The organism is Streptomyces sp. CB02058 (genome assembly GCF_001905505.1).
Taxonomy (GTDB): domain Bacteria; phylum Actinomycetota; class Actinomycetes; order Streptomycetales; family Streptomycetaceae; genus Streptomyces.
Map to the genome: position 1 here is coordinate 138544 of NZ_LIPG01000004.1, position 14828 is coordinate 153371.

The 14828-nt window shown below is 70.4% G+C and carries 13 protein-coding genes; 4 read left to right on the forward strand and 9 right to left on the reverse strand.

The features are described from left to right. Nucleotides 1–10 precede the first annotated feature (10 nt). Nucleotides 11–931, reverse strand: a complete 921-nt coding sequence (locus AMK10_RS21250; protein WP_079180815.1) for a carbohydrate ABC transporter permease — start codon at nt 929–931, stop codon at nt 11–13. Further along, nucleotides 931–1857: a carbohydrate ABC transporter permease gene (locus AMK10_RS21255; RefSeq protein ID WP_073749487.1), complete on the reverse strand. Its 927-nt coding sequence runs from the start codon at nt 1855–1857 to the stop codon at nt 931–933. The genes AMK10_RS21250 and AMK10_RS21255 overlap by 1 nt, the downstream gene beginning before the upstream one ends. A gap of 344 nt (nt 1858–2201) precedes the next feature. Here AMK10_RS21255 and AMK10_RS21260 point away from each other — a divergent pair, with 344 nt between their 5' ends. Next, nucleotides 2202–4490 (forward strand): FAD-dependent oxidoreductase, encoded by a 2289-nt coding sequence (locus AMK10_RS21260; RefSeq protein WP_073749488.1) that lies wholly within the window; start codon nt 2202–2204, stop codon nt 4488–4490. Nucleotides 4491–4553: 63 nt separating this feature from the next. On the opposite strand, the gene AMK10_RS21265 is transcribed toward AMK10_RS21260, so the two are convergent. The 4 genes from AMK10_RS21265 to AMK10_RS21280 all read right to left on the reverse strand — a co-directional run bounded on the left by AMK10_RS21265 (nt 4554) and on the right by AMK10_RS21280 (nt 8089). Next, on the reverse strand, nt 4554–5342 hold the full coding sequence (locus AMK10_RS21265; protein ID WP_073749489.1) for an IclR family transcriptional regulator: 789 nt from the start codon (nt 5340–5342) through the stop codon (nt 4554–4556). A 201-nt stretch (nt 5343–5543) separates the two neighbouring features. Continuing rightward, on the reverse strand, nt 5544–6566 hold the full coding sequence (locus AMK10_RS21270; RefSeq protein WP_073749490.1) for an acetylxylan esterase: 1023 nt from the start codon (nt 6564–6566) through the stop codon (nt 5544–5546). A gap of 670 nt (nt 6567–7236) precedes the next feature. After that, entirely contained in the window at nt 7237–7611 is a 375-nt protein-coding gene (locus tag AMK10_RS21275) for a hypothetical protein (protein WP_073750129.1), read from the reverse strand. Between the two features lie 139 nt (nt 7612–7750). Further along, a complete protein-coding gene (locus AMK10_RS21280) occupies nt 7751–8089 on the reverse strand; it encodes a thioredoxin family protein (RefSeq protein WP_073749491.1) in 339 nt (112 codons plus the stop codon). Nucleotides 8090–8319: 230 nt separating this feature from the next. Here AMK10_RS21280 and AMK10_RS21285 point away from each other — a divergent pair, with 230 nt between their 5' ends. After that, nucleotides 8320–9414 (forward strand): hypothetical protein, encoded by a 1095-nt coding sequence (locus tag AMK10_RS21285; RefSeq protein WP_073749492.1) that lies wholly within the window; start codon nt 8320–8322, stop codon nt 9412–9414. A gap of 71 nt (nt 9415–9485) precedes the next feature. Here AMK10_RS21285 and AMK10_RS21290 read toward each other — a convergent pair whose 3' ends face one another. Together AMK10_RS21290 and AMK10_RS21295 are read right to left on the reverse strand one after the other, a co-directional pair. Next, on the reverse strand, nt 9486–9791 hold the full coding sequence (locus AMK10_RS21290; RefSeq protein WP_073749493.1) for a hypothetical protein: 306 nt from the start codon (nt 9789–9791) through the stop codon (nt 9486–9488). A 134-nt stretch (nt 9792–9925) separates the two neighbouring features. Continuing rightward, nucleotides 9926–10969 carry an NAD(P)-dependent alcohol dehydrogenase gene (locus AMK10_RS21295; protein ID WP_073749494.1) on the reverse strand — a complete coding sequence of 348 codons (1044 nt, stop codon included), beginning with the start codon at nt 10967–10969 and terminating at the stop codon, nt 9926–9928. A 117-nt stretch (nt 10970–11086) separates the two neighbouring features. On the opposite strand from AMK10_RS21295, the gene AMK10_RS21300 reads away from it, so the two are divergent. Beyond that, on the forward strand, nt 11087–12010 hold the full coding sequence (locus tag AMK10_RS21300) for a helix-turn-helix domain-containing protein (RefSeq protein WP_073749495.1): 924 nt from the start codon (nt 11087–11089) through the stop codon (nt 12008–12010). A gap of 185 nt (nt 12011–12195) precedes the next feature. Here AMK10_RS21300 and AMK10_RS21305 read toward each other — a convergent pair whose 3' ends face one another. Beyond that, complete coding sequence (locus AMK10_RS21305) at nt 12196–12936, reverse strand: dienelactone hydrolase family protein (protein WP_073749496.1); 741 nt, start codon at nt 12934–12936, stop codon at nt 12196–12198. Nucleotides 12937–13503: 567 nt separating this feature from the next. On the opposite strand from AMK10_RS21305, the gene AMK10_RS21310 reads away from it, so the two are divergent. Then, nucleotides 13504–14739, forward strand: a complete 1236-nt coding sequence (locus tag AMK10_RS21310) for an oxygenase MpaB family protein (RefSeq protein ID WP_073749497.1) — start codon at nt 13504–13506, stop codon at nt 14737–14739. The last annotated feature ends 89 nt before the right edge of the window (nt 14740–14828 follow it).

Below are 14828 nucleotides of genomic sequence, written 5' to 3' on the forward strand. Positions count from 1 at the left end.
ACCTGCTGGTTCAGCTCTTGACCGAGCCGGCGGTCATGCCGCCGACGAGGTAGCGCTGCAGGAACATGAAGGCGACGATCACGGGGACCGACACCACGAGCGAGGCAGCCATCAGCTGCGGCCAGGCGGTCTGGAATTCGCCGATGTAGGTGGAGACGAGCCCGGGGGGCAGGGTCTGCTTCTCCTTGTCGGCCAGGGTCAGCGCGAAGATGAAGTCGTTCCAGCCGCGCACGAAGGCGAAGAGCCCGGCGGCGATCATCCCCGGCGCGGCCAGCGGCGCCACGATGGAGTGCAGTGTCCGCCACCGGGACGCGCCGTCGATGGACGCCGCTTCCAGCAGGGCGTCCGGAATGGTGTCGAAGATGCCCTTCAGCATCCAGACGCACAGCGGCATGGTGAACGTGGTGAAGGAGAGCACCAGGGCGCTGTACGTGTTGAGCATGCCGAAGCTGGAGAAGACGGTGTACAGCGTCACCAGCAGCAGCGCCTGGGGGAACATCTGGGAGGCCAGCACCAGGTGCATCAGCGACCGCCGGCCGCGGTAGCGGAACTTGGAGAACGAGTAGCCCATGTACGTGGCGACGATCACGCTCAGCACGGCGGTGATCGAGGCCACGACGAGCGAGTTGATCATGTACTTGATCAGCTGGTCGTTCTCGGCCAGGGCCGTGAAGTTGCTGAGGGTCAGATCGGTGGGTATCAGCTTCGGCGGGAACTGGAAGGTCGACTCGGGGGTGCTCAGAGCGGTGGCGAGCAGCCAGTAGACCGGCAGCAGACCGAAGGCGCCGATGACGACGACCGCGCTCCAGGCGGCGATCCGCGAGCGCAGCAGGTCCTTGCGCATACGGCGCCGGGCGCTGTGCCCGGTCCGCGTGGCGGACGGCTGCGGCCGGTCGACGGCGGACAGCGGGGTGGAGGTGGTGGAGGTCATCAGGCGTCGCCCTTCCGCTCGGTGATCCTGAGGTAGACGGCGACGAGGAGGAGCAGGAGCAGCATCCACAGCCCGCCCAGCGCGGTGGCCCGGCCGATGTCGAAGCCCTTGAAGGCGGTCTGGTACACGGCGGTCGCGAAGGTCTCGGTCGTGCCGGCGGGGCCGCCGCCGGTGAGGACGTAGATGGTGTCGAAGTGCTGGAAGTTCCAGATGAACTCCAGCAGGAGCACGATGGAGGCGACGCCGCGGACCTGCGGCCAGGTGACGGCGAAGAAGCGCCGGATCGAGCCCGCCCCGTCCATCGAGGCCGCCTCGTGCAGCTCCTTGGGGACGGTCTGCAGTCCGGCCAGGAGCATCACCATCATCCAGGGGAAGCTGGCCCAGGTCTTGGTGACGATCACGGCGAGCATCGCGGTGCCGGGCCGGCCGAGCCACGCCACGGACTCGTCGATGATTCCGGCCTCCATGAGGACGCCGTTGAGCACCCCGTAGTTCGCGTTGAAGATCCACATCCAGAGGAAGGAGACCACCACGCCCGGAATCACCCAGGGGAACAGGAACAGGCCGCGCAGGAAGCCGCTGCCCTTGAGTCCGGTGTTCAGCGCGAGCGCGAGCGCGAAGCCGATCGCGAAGGGGACGAGCGTCGCGCCGACGGTGAAGACCAGTGTCTGCTCGAGGATGGTGAGGAAGTCGCCGTCCAGCCAGTAGGTGAAGTTCTCCAGGCCGACGAACTCCCGGCCCGGAAGCCGCAGATCCTGCTTGAAGAACCCGGTGAACAGCGCCGACAGCAGCGGGTAGAAGATGATCGCCGCGAACAGGGCGAGGCCGGGTGCCGTCAGCAGCAGGGCGAACGCACCGTTGGAGAGCCGCCCCCCGGTCCGCTCGCGGGGCGGGGGCGCCTTCTGGGGAGGTGCGGCCGTACTCATGGGTCTGTCCTCTCAAATGGTGGCGGGAGCGCCGGAGCCCTGCGTGGACGTCGTCCCTGCTGCACTGGATGCAAGTTGCAGCATGCGGGATCGTTCTCCATATCGTGCGATGGCGTCAACCCTTTTCGTCGGTGAATCGCCGATTCTGTGCAGGACCGGCGAACACGCCCCACCTGCCACGAACTTGCACTTCGGCCCACGACGGCCAGGTCGGTGGCCGCAACCGGAACTTACAGCGAATCCCATTGGTTGAACAGTGGTTGCACAATATGGATGTGATGTACGTTCAAGGCCGCTCCGCTGCGGCGGGGAGTATCCGAGCTTCACACCAAGGAGGCCGCACCGTGCGGGAAGAAGAGGTCCATTACGACATCGCCGTGATCGGCGGCGGATTGGCGGGGACCTGCGCTGCCATCGCTGCGGCCCGGCTCGGCCGACGCGTCGCCCTGGTCAACAACCGGCCGGTCCTGGGCGGCAACGCCAGCAGCGAGATCCGCGTCTGGGTCTGCGGCGCCACCGCGCACGGCGTGCACCGCTGGGCCCGCGAGACCGGGATCATGGGCGAGTTGTACACCGAGAACCAGTACCGCAACCCCGAGGGCAATCCCTACTACTGGGACCAGGTCGTCCTCGACGCCGTCCACGCCGAGCCGAACATCGACCTCTATCTCAACACCGACGTACGCGAGGTCGACGCGAGCGGCCCCGCCGACAGCCGCGAGGTGCACTCCTGCACCGGGTGGATGATGGGCTCGGAGCGCCGCATCACTTTCCACGCCGGCCAGTTCCTCGACTGCACCGGAGACGGCCTGGTCGGCCACCTCGCCGGCGCCCGCTACCGCATCGGCCGTGAGGCGCAGGCCGAGTTCGACGAGCCCTGGGCACCGTCCGAGGCGGACCGGGCGCTGCTCGGCTCGACGACCCTCTTCCACACCAGGGACACGGGGCGGCCGGTGAAGTTCGTACCGCCCGCCTACGCCAAGGACCTGTCGACCACACCCATCCTGCGCAACCGCATCCTGCGCACGGGCGACAACGGCTGCGACTACTGGTGGATCGAGTGGGGCGGCGAACTCGACACCGTCCACGACAACGAGCGCATCCGCGACGAGCTCCAGGCCGTGATCATGGGGGTCTGGGACCACATCAAGAACTCCGGGCAGTTCCCGGACGCGGAGAACCTCACCCTCGAATGGGTCGGCAGCCTTCCCGGCAAGCGCGAGTACCGCCGCTTCCTCGGCGATCACGTCCTCACCCAGCAGGACATCCTCCAGCAGCGCCAGTTCGAGGACCGGGTCGCCTTCGGCGGCTGGTCCGTCGACCTCCACCCCGTACAGGGCATGTACGCCGAGGAGCCCGGCGCGCGCCAGCGGTACGCGGACGGCATCTTCCACATCCCCCTGCGCTCCCTCTACTCGGCGAACGTCACGAACCTGCACTTCGCCGGGCGCAACATCTCCGCCACCCACATCGCCTTCGGGGCCACCCGTGTCATGGCCACCTGCGCGACACTCGGCGAGGCCGCCGGGACCGCCGCGGCCCTGTGCGTCGCCGAGAACCTCACTCCGCGGGAACTCGCGACCAAGCGGCCTGAACTGGTGCACCGCACCCTGCTCCGCCAGGACGCCTCCGTGATCGGCCTCGCCGACGAGGACCCCGGCAACCTGGCGCGGACGGCCCGCGTCACCGGCTCCTCCTGCCTGACCCGTCTGGCCGCCGAACCCACGCAGGACGCGCCCGGCACCCCGTACCCCCTCACCCGCGACCTCGCGCTCCTGCTGCCGGTCGACCCGGCGCTCGACACGGTCGACCTGCTCGTCCACGGGGCCCCGAACGGTGAGTCCCGCGAGCTCACCGTGGAGCTGTGGAGCACGGGCCGGTCGGAGAACGGGGTCCCCGCCGACCAGCTCCTCACGACCACCGTCACCGTCCCGCCCGGCGGCCCCCACTGGGTCACGGCCCGCCTCGACCACCGCCCCGGCACACCCGAAAACGCCATCCTCATCGTCCGGGCCTGCGCAGACACGGCCCTGGTCCTTCTCCCCGAACGCACCGACGGTGTCCTCTCCCTGCGCAGGAAGGCCGAGGGGGACGCAGGCGTCGACCACGACATCCCGGAGGAGGACGGCCAGCTGGTCCTGGAATGGCAGGCCCGCGGACTGCGCCGGCAGACCTTCGCCTTCCGGGCGGCCCCCGACACCGGGGCGTTCCGGCCCGAACGGGCCGTGGGCGGCTACCAGCGTCCCTACGGCGGCCCGAACATGTGGTCCTCCGCCCGGGAGGACGACGCCCGGTGGCTCCGTCTCGACTGGCACGACGAGCAGGAGCTCACGGAGATCCGCCTGGTGTTCGACGACGACGTCGACGAGTACCTCAACAACCTGCACCGCCACCGCACCCCGTACGAGGTCATGCCGGAGCTCGTACGCGACTACCGCGTCCAGACGTGCGACGCCGCCGGTGACTGGCACACGCTCCTGACGGTGACGGACAACCGGCGCCGCCACCGCGTACACGCGCTGGAGGCCCCGGACGGCGGTCCCGTACGCACCGGCGCACTGCGGCTCGTGGTCGACGCGACGCACGGGGCACGGCACGCGCACGTATTCGCCTTCAAGGCGTACGGCGCATAGCCGCACGGCGAAGGGGGCCGGGGGAGGCCGATCGGCCTCCCCCGGCCCCCTTCGCCGTGCACGTCAGAGCGCGCCGAGCGCCTGACTGATGGCGTCGGCGGCCTCGATGACCTCGCGCACGAGGGCGAGGCGCTGCCCCTCGGTGTCGGAGCCGTCTCCGAGCACCGACGTCGGGCCCCAGAGGGAAATGGCGGCGACGATCTCCCCCGAGGCGTCACGGACCGGCGCGGCGAGGGACGCGCGCCCCAGGGCGCGCTCCTCGGCCTCGACGGCGTAACCGGTGCGCCGGACGCTCTCGATCTCGGCATCGAGGAGGTCGTGGCTGGTGGTCGTGTACTCGGTGTGCGCGTCGAGCGGGTCGCCCAGCAGCTTGCGGCGCTCCTTGGGGGTCAGACCGGTGAGGAGGCACTTGCCGATGCTCGTGGCGTGCAGCGGGGCGGTGTGTCCGGCCTGCGTATAGGACTTGGGGGCGCGCGTGCCCTCGAAATTGCACAGGAACATCAGCTCGCCGTCGCGGCGTACGGCCACGTTGGCACCGAGCCCGGTGCGGGTGGCGAGGCCCTGGAGCACCATGCGCGCGGCCCGGTGCACGGGGTGGCGGTTGGTGGCGGTGGCGGCCAGCGGGAGAAGGCCCAGGCTGAGGCGGTAGAGGTTGCTGACCGGATCACGCTCGACCATGTCGAGGCGTTCCAGGGTGGACAGCAGGCGGGAGGTGGTCGAGGAGCCCAGTCCGGTGAGCTCGGCGACGTCGGAGACACGGAGTTCGGGCCGGCCGGAGTCGAGTGCGCGCAGCACCGAGACCGCTCGCTCGACGCTCTGGTTCGTCCCTGCATCAGTTGCCCGTGTAGCCATGACCCTCCTTGTTCTGCAAATCTCTTGCACATTCTGCATCAGCATATCGCGCATGATCGATGCCCGTACCTGGAACGAGCGACCGTGGCGGTTCCGCGACGTCCTGCGGGAAGGACATCGGTGGCATCGCGGAACCACCAGGTCACAGGGCGGGAACCGGAGAGCGCTCCGGCCCGGCGGATCCGGTCGTGCGGCAGGCCGTCAGGCGGTGGGGCCCGGCACCACGGGGTCCGTCCCGGACAGGAACCGTCGCTGGGCCTCTTCCAGGGCCGCCGTCTCGGCCGGCTCGCCCGGGTGATCGAAGTGCCCCGCCCGCAGGACCAGGAGTTCGCGCGGCCCGGCCAGTGCGTTGTGCACCGCGAACTGCCCGGGCGGGGGCACATGGGGATCGAACAGGGCGGCGCTCACATGGACGGGGATCTCGAGGTGCCGGGCCGCCGTCGCGGCGTCGAAGTACGCGAGGACATCCAGCACCGAGGGATCCTCGGCGAACCGCGTACGGACCGACTCACCGCTGCCCGTGCACGGAAGTGTCACCCGGAGCGGATGGTTGCCGAAGGTCGGCACCGTCAGGCCGGCGGCCTGGAAACGGTCGTCCCAGGGGAGCGCCAGCGCGCCGATGCCGCCGCCGAAACTCGTGCCCAGGTACGTCAGCCGTCCCGCGGCCTCCGGCACCAGCAGCTGCAGTGCGGTGGCCGCGCACCAGACGTCCGCCACGCACCCGCCGATGAGGTACGACTCCCGGGCGCCGATGCCGTGCAGGACGTGCCCCGCCGAGTTCGGCGGTACGCCGGGCAGCAGGCTCCGCGTTCCGAGCCCGCGCAGGCAGGGCCAGATGGTCGCGGTCTCCGGCGGGGCCTGCCAGGAGTCCGGGGCGGCCCGGCCGCCGTATCCGTGTGCCGAGACACAGCCCTGGGTGACCCGGCCGTCGGCAGGGACGGTCAGCCACCCGCCGATACGGACGCCGTCGGTGGACATGTAGGAGACGTCGGCGACCCGCACGCCGTCCACCGTGGCCCAGGGCCCCTCGATCCGGGGCGCCGTGTCGACGCGCGACGCACGCGCGTGGCGCTCCCGCCAGAAGTCGGCGAAGTCGTCCGGGCCCGGCGGCGCCGTCACCGCGAGCAGGCGCCGCAGGTCGTAGCCATGGGTGGGATCGAAGGGAAAATCATGGGGCAGCGGGCTGAGCTCGCCGGTGTCCGTCGCGAGCGGATGGGTGGACAAGATCTCTCCTTGTTCGGTGTGCGTTGTGTACAGCACGTCGTCCGGAACGGGTCCTCGGCGCGACGTACCCTGCCCCGACGGCGCCGAGCACCTGCCCTGGCCCCACTCCGCCGGTTCGACGGTCACGTTCCGGCGGGCGGTGCGGTCACGGGCAGCTGCTTCGGCAAGAACGGCGAAGGTCGGTCCTGGGGCGGCGGTGCCGAGGAGACCGGGACGACGCCGGCCCGTCGTTCGATCCGCTGGTTCCCGGTCGGACGGGCGCGGTGGTCGGCCCGCCGTGCGCGTCGCGGCTCCGTCGCCGGCCATCCGCCCGAGGACCTCGCGGTGCCCGCGGGGAACTCCCCGTCGTGATCAGCGCCGCCCGCGTGACCATACGGTGATCGGCCCGCGCCTCGCAACAGGTTGCGGCTCCCGCCGTGAGCAGGGGGTGTGCGCGCCGCGCCCGTGTCCCCGCACCTGGGCGGCGCGTTCGCCCTTCGCCCCGCGAAGCGGAGCCACTCCTGTCCCCGTCCCGGAGGAATCCGGGTCGACGGGGCGTCACGCAGGCCGGCCCCAGGGGCTGGACGCCCGGGTCGCCCGTTGCGCCGACGGTGGAGCCACAGCTGTCAGGAGCATGGGACGTCAGCTGCGCGATGGGCTTCGCGTGAGAGCGAAGCCCATGCCCTTCCGGTCAGTTGTCGATCACCCGCTCGAAGATCTCGGAGAACTCGCCGTTCTCGATCAGTCCGGCGATCACGTCGGTCATGTTGCCGATGCCGGGATCCCTGACGATCAGACCGTCCGAGACCCAGAAGTACCGGCCCCCGAGGGCCTCGTCGGTCTCTTCCCAGAGTTTCATCAGGCGCTCGACTTCCGCGACCGTGAACACGGTCGCGGTCCAACGGGATCCGTCCTCAAGCGTCACGAAGACATCGACGTTGCAGATCTCGGCCAGGTCCTCGCCCTCGCTGGGCAGGAACGACGCCTGGAACCCCCCCGTGCGAACCCGGTACCAGGGCTCGTCCCACCCTCGCTCGACCGGTTCGGACGATGTGCTGCGGCTCATCGCGCGAATGTCCTTGTTCTCGGCCATCGATCGCAACCGGGTTCCTCCGTCGTGCCACCGCCGCTCGTGGTCGGAACAGGGGGACGGCGGTCGCCGGTGCCGGCCTGCCCGGCATGGCCCGGTTGACGCGTGCTGGGCGTCACAGGTGCCCGTCCAGGAACTCCCTGATCTCGGCGGCGGTCAGAGGCCCCGTCCCGAGCGGCACCGTCCTCCCCGCCTCCACCAGGACGCAGGACGGGGCCCCGGTGATTCCGTACCGCACGGTTGCCGCCGGGCAGCGGGACATGTCGGTCCGCACGACGGTCACACGGCCCGCGTACTCCTCGGCGATACCGCCCACGACGAGGTCCATCGCCCGGCAGGACTCGACGGCCTTGGGCCACGTCCCGATGAAGTAGGCGAGAACCGGCGCCGTGCTCATACCGAGGATGAAGTCGAACTCCGCGTCCTCACGGGGCTGGTGGACCCGCTTCGCCATGCAAGCTCCTGACCTGGTGTTCCGTCTTCCCGCCCCCATCATCCCCTGCCCGATGCGGCCGCCCGGCCCCGGACACCCCGTACCCGTCCGTGCCGGGGCCGGCCAGGAGCGAGCCCGCCCTCGCACCGAGCGGGCCTCCGGCCCGCGGACCTCGCTGTCAGCTTGCTGTGCCATCATGCGGACGCGCCTCGACGACTGGGCGTGGTTCGTTGATTGCCAGGGGGTTGGGGATGGGCGCGGGTACGGAGCCGGACGGCTCGTCCAGGTCCGACGAGGAGTGGGAACGGTTTCTGCGCGAGTCGGTGGCAGGTGCGGCCGACGCGCCCAAGGAGCCCTCCGCGCGGGCCCGGGACGTGGCGAAGCGACTCCGTGCGGAGCCCGGCCGAGAGCCTGAGGGCTGGCGCACCTACACGCCCGCGCGGCCCAAGCGGCGCAAGGGCTGGTACATAGCCGGGTTCGTCGCTTCGCTGGTGCTGCTGGTGGTGGCGCTCGCACCCGGGCCGATCGCCGGCCTGTTCGCCGGCGCGGACTCCTCACCGGTGGAGGCCGAAACCGTCCGCCCGACCGAGGCGCCCCCGGCGGAGGCGGCTCTCCGCCCCACGGCGGACGAGCCGTTCCGCGGCTCGCCGGCGGCGGACTGGGCGAGCGAAGCGGCTGGGATCACCGTGCCGAAGGCCGCGGCGGTCGGATGGATGAGTGCGGCCGAGGTCGAGCAGGCCCTCTCCCGCAGCCGGGACTTCCTCGTCGCGTCCGGTCTGGACCGCAAGGTGCTCCGGGGCGAGCGCCCCGAGACGGCGATCGCTCTGATCAACCCGCACCAGAAGGATGTCCAGGACCTTCTGGACACCGCGTTCCGGACCCCGGGCGAGGGGAGCGATCCGCTTCTCCTCTTCAGCCGATTCCAGCCGTCCCAAGCGCGACTGGTGGGCGATGTCGTGAAGACCCGGGGCCGGCTGAGCTATCGGGAGGGGAAGCGCGGAGCACTCCAGGTGACCGCCGACGTCACGTACGTCTACCCGGTCGTTCCGGCCGGTTCCGGTGGCGACGACGAGATCATGCGCACGATCGTCCGGCGCGAGCTGGTCCTGAGCTGGGACGACCCCGACAAGGTGATCACCGAGCCGGGCACGTTCTCGGTCGTCTCGTACAAGTACGACATGACCAACGGCGGATGCGGCACCCCGACGGGGTACCTCACCCCGCCCTTCGGATCCGACGACCGGGCGGACCCGGCCGGCACGGAGCTCGACCCGTACGACCGCAGCACGCCGGTCGGGCGCGATGAGTCCGCCGGGGACGAGTGCGGGAGGGCGACCCGGTCCTAGCGGGCGGCGGCCGGTGGCGGCGGCCGCCTTCTGCGGCGGCCCGACCGGTGGCCCGGCTCAGTGCGGGCGCCTCAGCGCCGGCGCCAGCGGAGGCGTCGCCCCACCGGCTCCGGCACCGGCTCAAGGGCCGGTTCGACGACAGGAGGTGGCGCCATCCGCTCGACCTCCAGCCCCACCTTGCCCGGATGCACGCAGACCGGGGTCCGGTCGTCGGTGGTGTAGCGGAATCCGTCCGCCGCGTCGAAGGGCCAGTCCCTGCTGGGCCGGTCCGCCACGAGGAACCCCGCGCGCGGCAGCCGCAGAGCGGGGCAGAACCAGCAACAGGGATAGTCCGATTCCGGGTCGATGAAGGGTGTCGTCCCAGCCGCGTGCTCCATACCTCCAGGACGGTAGCGCAGGGGGTGTCCTGCTCTGCCGGCCCCCGGGGAACGAGCCCTCCTCGGGATCGGTCCGGTCCATCCACCGGATCCCGAGGAGGGCGTCGATCACCCGCCCGGTGAGGCCGCGGGACTCAGATCGTCGCCGTGTCGATCACGAAGCGGTAGCGCACGTCCGAGGCGAGCACACGCTCGTACGCCTCGTTGATCCTGCTCGCCTCGATCACTTCGATCTCGGCGCCGAGGCCGTGCTCGGCGCAGAAGTCGAGCATCTCCTGGGTCTCGGCGATGCCGCCGATCATCGAACCGGCGAGCGTCTTGTTGCCGCCGATCAGGGAGAAGAGGTTCAGTGCCACGGGCTCCTCCGGGGCACCGACGTTCACCACGGCGCCGTTGGTCTTCAGCAGGCCCAGGTACGCGCCGAAGTCCAGAGGCGCCGACACCGTGGAGATGATGATGTCGAAGGTGCCTGCCAGGTCCTCGAAGGTGGCCGGGTCGCTGGTGGCGTAGTAGTGGTCGGCGCCCAGCTTCAGGCCGTCGTCCTTCTTGCGCAGCGACTGGGAGAGGACCGTGACCTCGGCGCCGAGGGCGTGCGCGATCTTGACGGCCATGTGGCCGAGGCCGCCGAGACCGACCACGGCGACGTTCTTGCCGGGGGCGGCTCCCCAGCGCTTGAGCGGGGAGTACGTGGTGATGCCGGCGCAGAGCAGGGGCGCGGCCTCGTCCAGGGCCAGCCCGTCCGGGATACGGACGGTGAAGTTCTCGTCGACGACGACCTTCTGCGAGTAGCCGCCGTACGTGGGCTCTCCGTCGTGGCCGACGGCGTTGTAGGTGCCGACGTTTCCTCGCAGGCAGTGCTGCTCCTGCCCGGCCTCGCAGTTCTCGCACTCGCGGCAGGAATCGACCATGCAGCCGACGCCGACCCGGTCGCCGGCCTTGAACTTCGTCACGCCGGGGCCGACCTCGGCGACGACGCCGGCGATCTCGTGGCCGGGCACCATCGGGAAGATGGCCTCGCCCCAGCCCTCGCGGGCCTGGTGGATGTCGGAGTGGCAGATCCCGGCGAACTTGATGTCGATCAGTACGTCGAACTCGCCGACCGCGCGGCGTTCGATGGTGGTGCGCTCCAGCGGGGCACTGGCGCTGGAGGCGGAATATGCGGCAACAGTCGTGGTCATGCTCCCAGCGTGCCTCCTCACAGGGTGTTCGCCCAGGTCACCGCTTTGCGTACGTCCAGTGGTCCTACTACTGGCGGGGTCAGGCTCCTGGTCGTAGGACGAGGAATACTTGACAGCATGGAAGACACACCCGCTACGGACGACGGCCAGGCAGCCCTCCCCCACGGCCTCGACAGCCGGGCCGAGCTGAGCGAGTTCCTGCGCACCCGGCGGGCCCGGCTCAAGCCGGAGGACGTGGGAATTCCCTCGCACGGACGGCACAGGCGGGTGCCGGGGCTGCGGCGCGAGGAGCTGGCGCAGCTGGCCGGGGTCTCGGTGGCGTACTACACACGCCTGGAGCAGGGCAACGGGCGCAATGTGTCCGCGGAGGTGCTCGACTCGATCGCGCGCGCCCTGCGTCTCAACGACGCCGAGCATGCTCACCTCACCCGTCTCGCCAAGCCGAGACAACAGCGGAAGAAGCACCGGGCGCCCAAGCGGCAGCAGGTACGGGTGGCGCTGCAGCAGCTGCTGGAGTCGATGGAGGGCGTGCCCGCGTACGTCGCCGGGGCGCGCTCGGAGATCCTGGCCTGGAACAGGATGGCGGCCGCGCTGTTCGGTGACTGGGGCAAGCTTCCCCCCGGGGAACGCAACTGGGCGCGGTTGACCTTCCTCTCCCCCGACTACCGTGAGCTGTTCCTGGAGTGGGACTCCAAGGCGTCCGACATGGTCAGCTACCTCCGGCTGTACGCGGGCCAGCACCCGCAGGACCCGGAGCTGGCGGCACTCGTGGGTGAACTCTCCGTCAAGAGCGATGAGTTCAGGCGGCTGTGGGCCACGCACGATGTGAAGGAGAAGGGCCACGGTGTGAAGCGGATGCGGCACCCGCTGGTCGGTGACCTCACCCTGGCTTACGAGACCCTGCACCTCCCGGACGATCACGAACAGTACCTGTGCGTGTACCACGCGGAGCCGGGCTCCGCGTCCGCGGAGGCCCTGCGCATTCTCGCGAGCTGGGGGACGGACGCGGTCCCGGCGGACAAGCACACACGACACCCCTGAAGTGCCGGAGCTCCGCAGAGGACGAACGGTCCATGACCGCACGCGCCGAGGGCCCCCGCCGAGAGTTCGGCAGGGACCCTCGGCGCCTCTCGGCGCGGAGAACCGCGCAGGGCCGGGGCCCGGCCCTGCGCGCTTCGGGTCCCGCGACATCAGCTGCCTTCCGCCGTCGGTCCGACGGCTCGGCCTCACTTCAGATGCCGGGTGAAGAACCGGGCCGCGTCCTCCCCCGCGAACTGCGGGACGCCGGTGTGGCCGCCCGTGTTGGCGTGCAGGGTCTTCTCCTTGGAGCCGAAGGCGTCGAACAGGTCCAGGGCCGCCTGCCGGTCGTTCCCCTCGTCGTCCCACTGCAGCAGGACATGCAGGGGAATCGTGACCTGCCGTGCCTCCTCGACCATGGAGCGCGGCACGAAGCTCCCGGCGAACAGACCCGCGGCCGCGATACGCGGCTCGGCCACCGCGAGCCGGATCCCGATGGAGATCACTCCACCCGAGTACCCCACCGGCCCGCCGATCTCCGGCAGCGACAGGAGCCCGTCGAGGGCGGCCTGCCATTCGGGGACCGCCCTCTCGACCAGCGGGAGGACGAGGGCGTCGACGATCTCGTCGCTGACGGGTTCGCCCGCCGCCATGGCCCGGCGCAGGTCGGAGCGGGCCTGCTCCACGGCGGGCAGACGGGGCCGCTCGCCGCCTCCGGGGAGTTCGATGGTGGCGGTGGCGAAGCCCTCCGCCGCGGAGTGCCGGGCCCGGGCGACCAGCCGGGGGTACATCGTGCGCAGGCCCAGGGGAGGGTGGCCGAGCAGGATCAGCGGCACGGGCGCGGATACGGACGCCGACGCGGGCGTCCACAGGATGCCGGGGATCCCGTCGAGGGTGAATTCATGCTCGACGAGGCCGTCGTCGAGGTGCTGCTCGGAAGTGAACTGCATGGTCGTGCCTTTCGGGAATGCGCTGCAACGGCGCTCCCGGACGACCTGCCTATCGCCCGACCGTGACCCCGGAGGGGAGCACCCATGTCGATACTGCGTTCACGGGTACCACCTCCTTGTTCTCTCGCACGGCCTCCGCAAATGTAGCCGGTCACCATGTGTCGGCCAAACGCGTTTGTGCGGAGCCTCCGCGCCGAGCGGGATGTGAGGCCGTCGATCGCCCGACGCCGCACGGCGCAGCCGGCGGTCCGTCAGGTCGGGACGCTCGGACCGGTGGGCACCGCGACGTGTCCCGAGGGACGACCGCCGCGCGCGGCGCACGACGAACCGACAGCCCCGGGGCCCTCGGCGACGTCCCTGAGGGCGAGTTCCAGCACGGACGGGGCGTTGGCGGACGACCGTGCAGGGCACGGTCCGGCAGGTTCCACGGGCCCGCCCGATTTCGAAAATCCTCTGGCGTTCCCCGCCCGCCTGTGCTCCTCTATGACACAGAGATGCTCGACATGTTTCATTGTGCCAAGCCGACATGTCGCAAGCCGAAGGACTCAAGGAGGAGTTCAGAGAGCTATGGAGGGAATCAGCAGGCGCGAAGTGTTAGCGGTGGGCGGCTCCCTGGGAGCCCTGGGGGCCCTGGGCGCCACGCCGTCGGCCGCCGCGCGTACGCCGTGGACGTGGGCTCCGAGCGGGTCGGTCGCCGGCAAGGGAGAGGGCCTCGACCCGGAATGGGTCTGGGACGACGAGGTCGACTCACTGATGGCGTCGGTGATCGAACGCGGTGACGTGCCGAAGGTCAACGACGCACTGCGCACCTGGACCCGCAACGACCAGACGCTGCCGGCGGGGCTTCCGCACGATGTACGCGCCTTCATGGAAAAGGCCCGCCAACTGCCGTCCTGGGCCGACCGGGCCAAGCTGGAGAGCGCGGCGGCGTTCAACAAGTCCCGGGGTTTCTACCTCAATCTCCTCAACGGGGTGGGCGGCGGCATGCTGAGCACCGCGATCCCCCGTGAAGCGCGCTCCGTCTACTACTCCAAGGGCGGCGCCGACATGGAGGACCGCGTCGCCAAGACGAGCCTGCTCGGGTTCGCCATCGGCGATCTGCGCGCGTTCCGGCCCGACGGAGATGTCATCGTCCACGCCGTCAAGACCCGCATGGTGCACGCCGCGGTACGCCATCTGCTGCCGCGGTCCCCGGACTGGTCCCGGACCAGCGGCGGTCAGACGGTGCCGATCAGCCAGGCCGACATCATGGTCACCTGGCACAGCCTCGCCACCTACACGATGCAGAAGCTGGTGGAGTGGAAGGTCCCGGTCGGCCCCGCCGACGCGTCGGCCTACCTGCACCTGTGGCAGGTGACCGCCCACATGCTCGGCGTCCGCGACGAGTACATTCCCGCCACGTGGGAAGCGGCCGACGCCCAGTCCGAGCAGGTCCTCGACCCGATCCTCACCTCCACGAGGGAGGGCATCGAGCTGACGGACATCCTGCTGGGCCAGCTCGCCGAACAGACGAGCCCCGGTGGCATCGATCGCCCGCTGGTCAACGCACTCGCCCGGTTCCTGGTGGGCGACCGTGTCGCCGACATGGACGGCATCCCCGAGGAGCCGTTCTGGGAGAAGACGATCGCGGCCCTCTGGCCGAAGCTGGTCGCCTTCCGCGAGAGGCTGATCCCCCTGCCCCTGGTGCCGCCGCTGGCGTGGACGATCGACGAAGCGGCACGGCAGTACATCCTGTTCTACCTCACCAAGGGGCAGGGCACCCGGATCGAGATCCCCGACACCAACAGGCCCGGTGCCGGCTGACGCCGTGCCCGCGGCCGGCGGCCTCGGTCACCGGAGATCCGCCCCTGCGGTAGCGGAGGGCATCCTCCTCCGCACTCCGACGCGGACTC

Coding starts and splice junctions, on each gene's coding strand:
- AMK10_RS21250 (WP_079180815.1), bottom strand. CDS start 931: ATGACCTCCACCACCTCCACCCCGCTGTCCGCCGTCGACCGGCCGCAG.
- AMK10_RS21255 (WP_073749487.1), bottom strand. CDS start 1,857: ATGAGTACGGCCGCACCTCCCCAGAAGGCGCCCCCGCCCCGCGAGCGG.
- AMK10_RS21265 (WP_073749489.1), bottom strand. CDS start 5,342: ATGGCTACACGGGCAACTGATGCAGGGACGAACCAGAGCGTCGAGCGA.
- AMK10_RS21275 (WP_073750129.1), bottom strand. CDS start 7,611: ATGAGCCGCAGCACATCGTCCGAACCGGTCGAGCGAGGGTGGGACGAG.
- AMK10_RS21280 (WP_073749491.1), bottom strand. CDS start 8,089: ATGGCGAAGCGGGTCCACCAGCCCCGTGAGGACGCGGAGTTCGACTTC.
- AMK10_RS21285 (WP_073749492.1), top strand. CDS start 8,320: ATGGGCGCGGGTACGGAGCCGGACGGCTCGTCCAGGTCCGACGAGGAG.
- AMK10_RS21290 (WP_073749493.1), bottom strand. CDS start 9,791: ATGGAGCACGCGGCTGGGACGACACCCTTCATCGACCCGGAATCGGAC.
- AMK10_RS21295 (WP_073749494.1), bottom strand. CDS start 10,969: ATGACCACGACTGTTGCCGCATATTCCGCCTCCAGCGCCAGTGCCCCG.
- AMK10_RS21300 (WP_073749495.1), top strand. CDS start 11,087: ATGGAAGACACACCCGCTACGGACGACGGCCAGGCAGCCCTCCCCCAC.
- AMK10_RS21305 (WP_073749496.1), bottom strand. CDS start 12,936: ATGCAGTTCACTTCCGAGCAGCACCTCGACGACGGCCTCGTCGAGCAT.
- AMK10_RS21310 (WP_073749497.1), top strand. CDS start 13,504: ATGGAGGGAATCAGCAGGCGCGAAGTGTTAGCGGTGGGCGGCTCCCTG.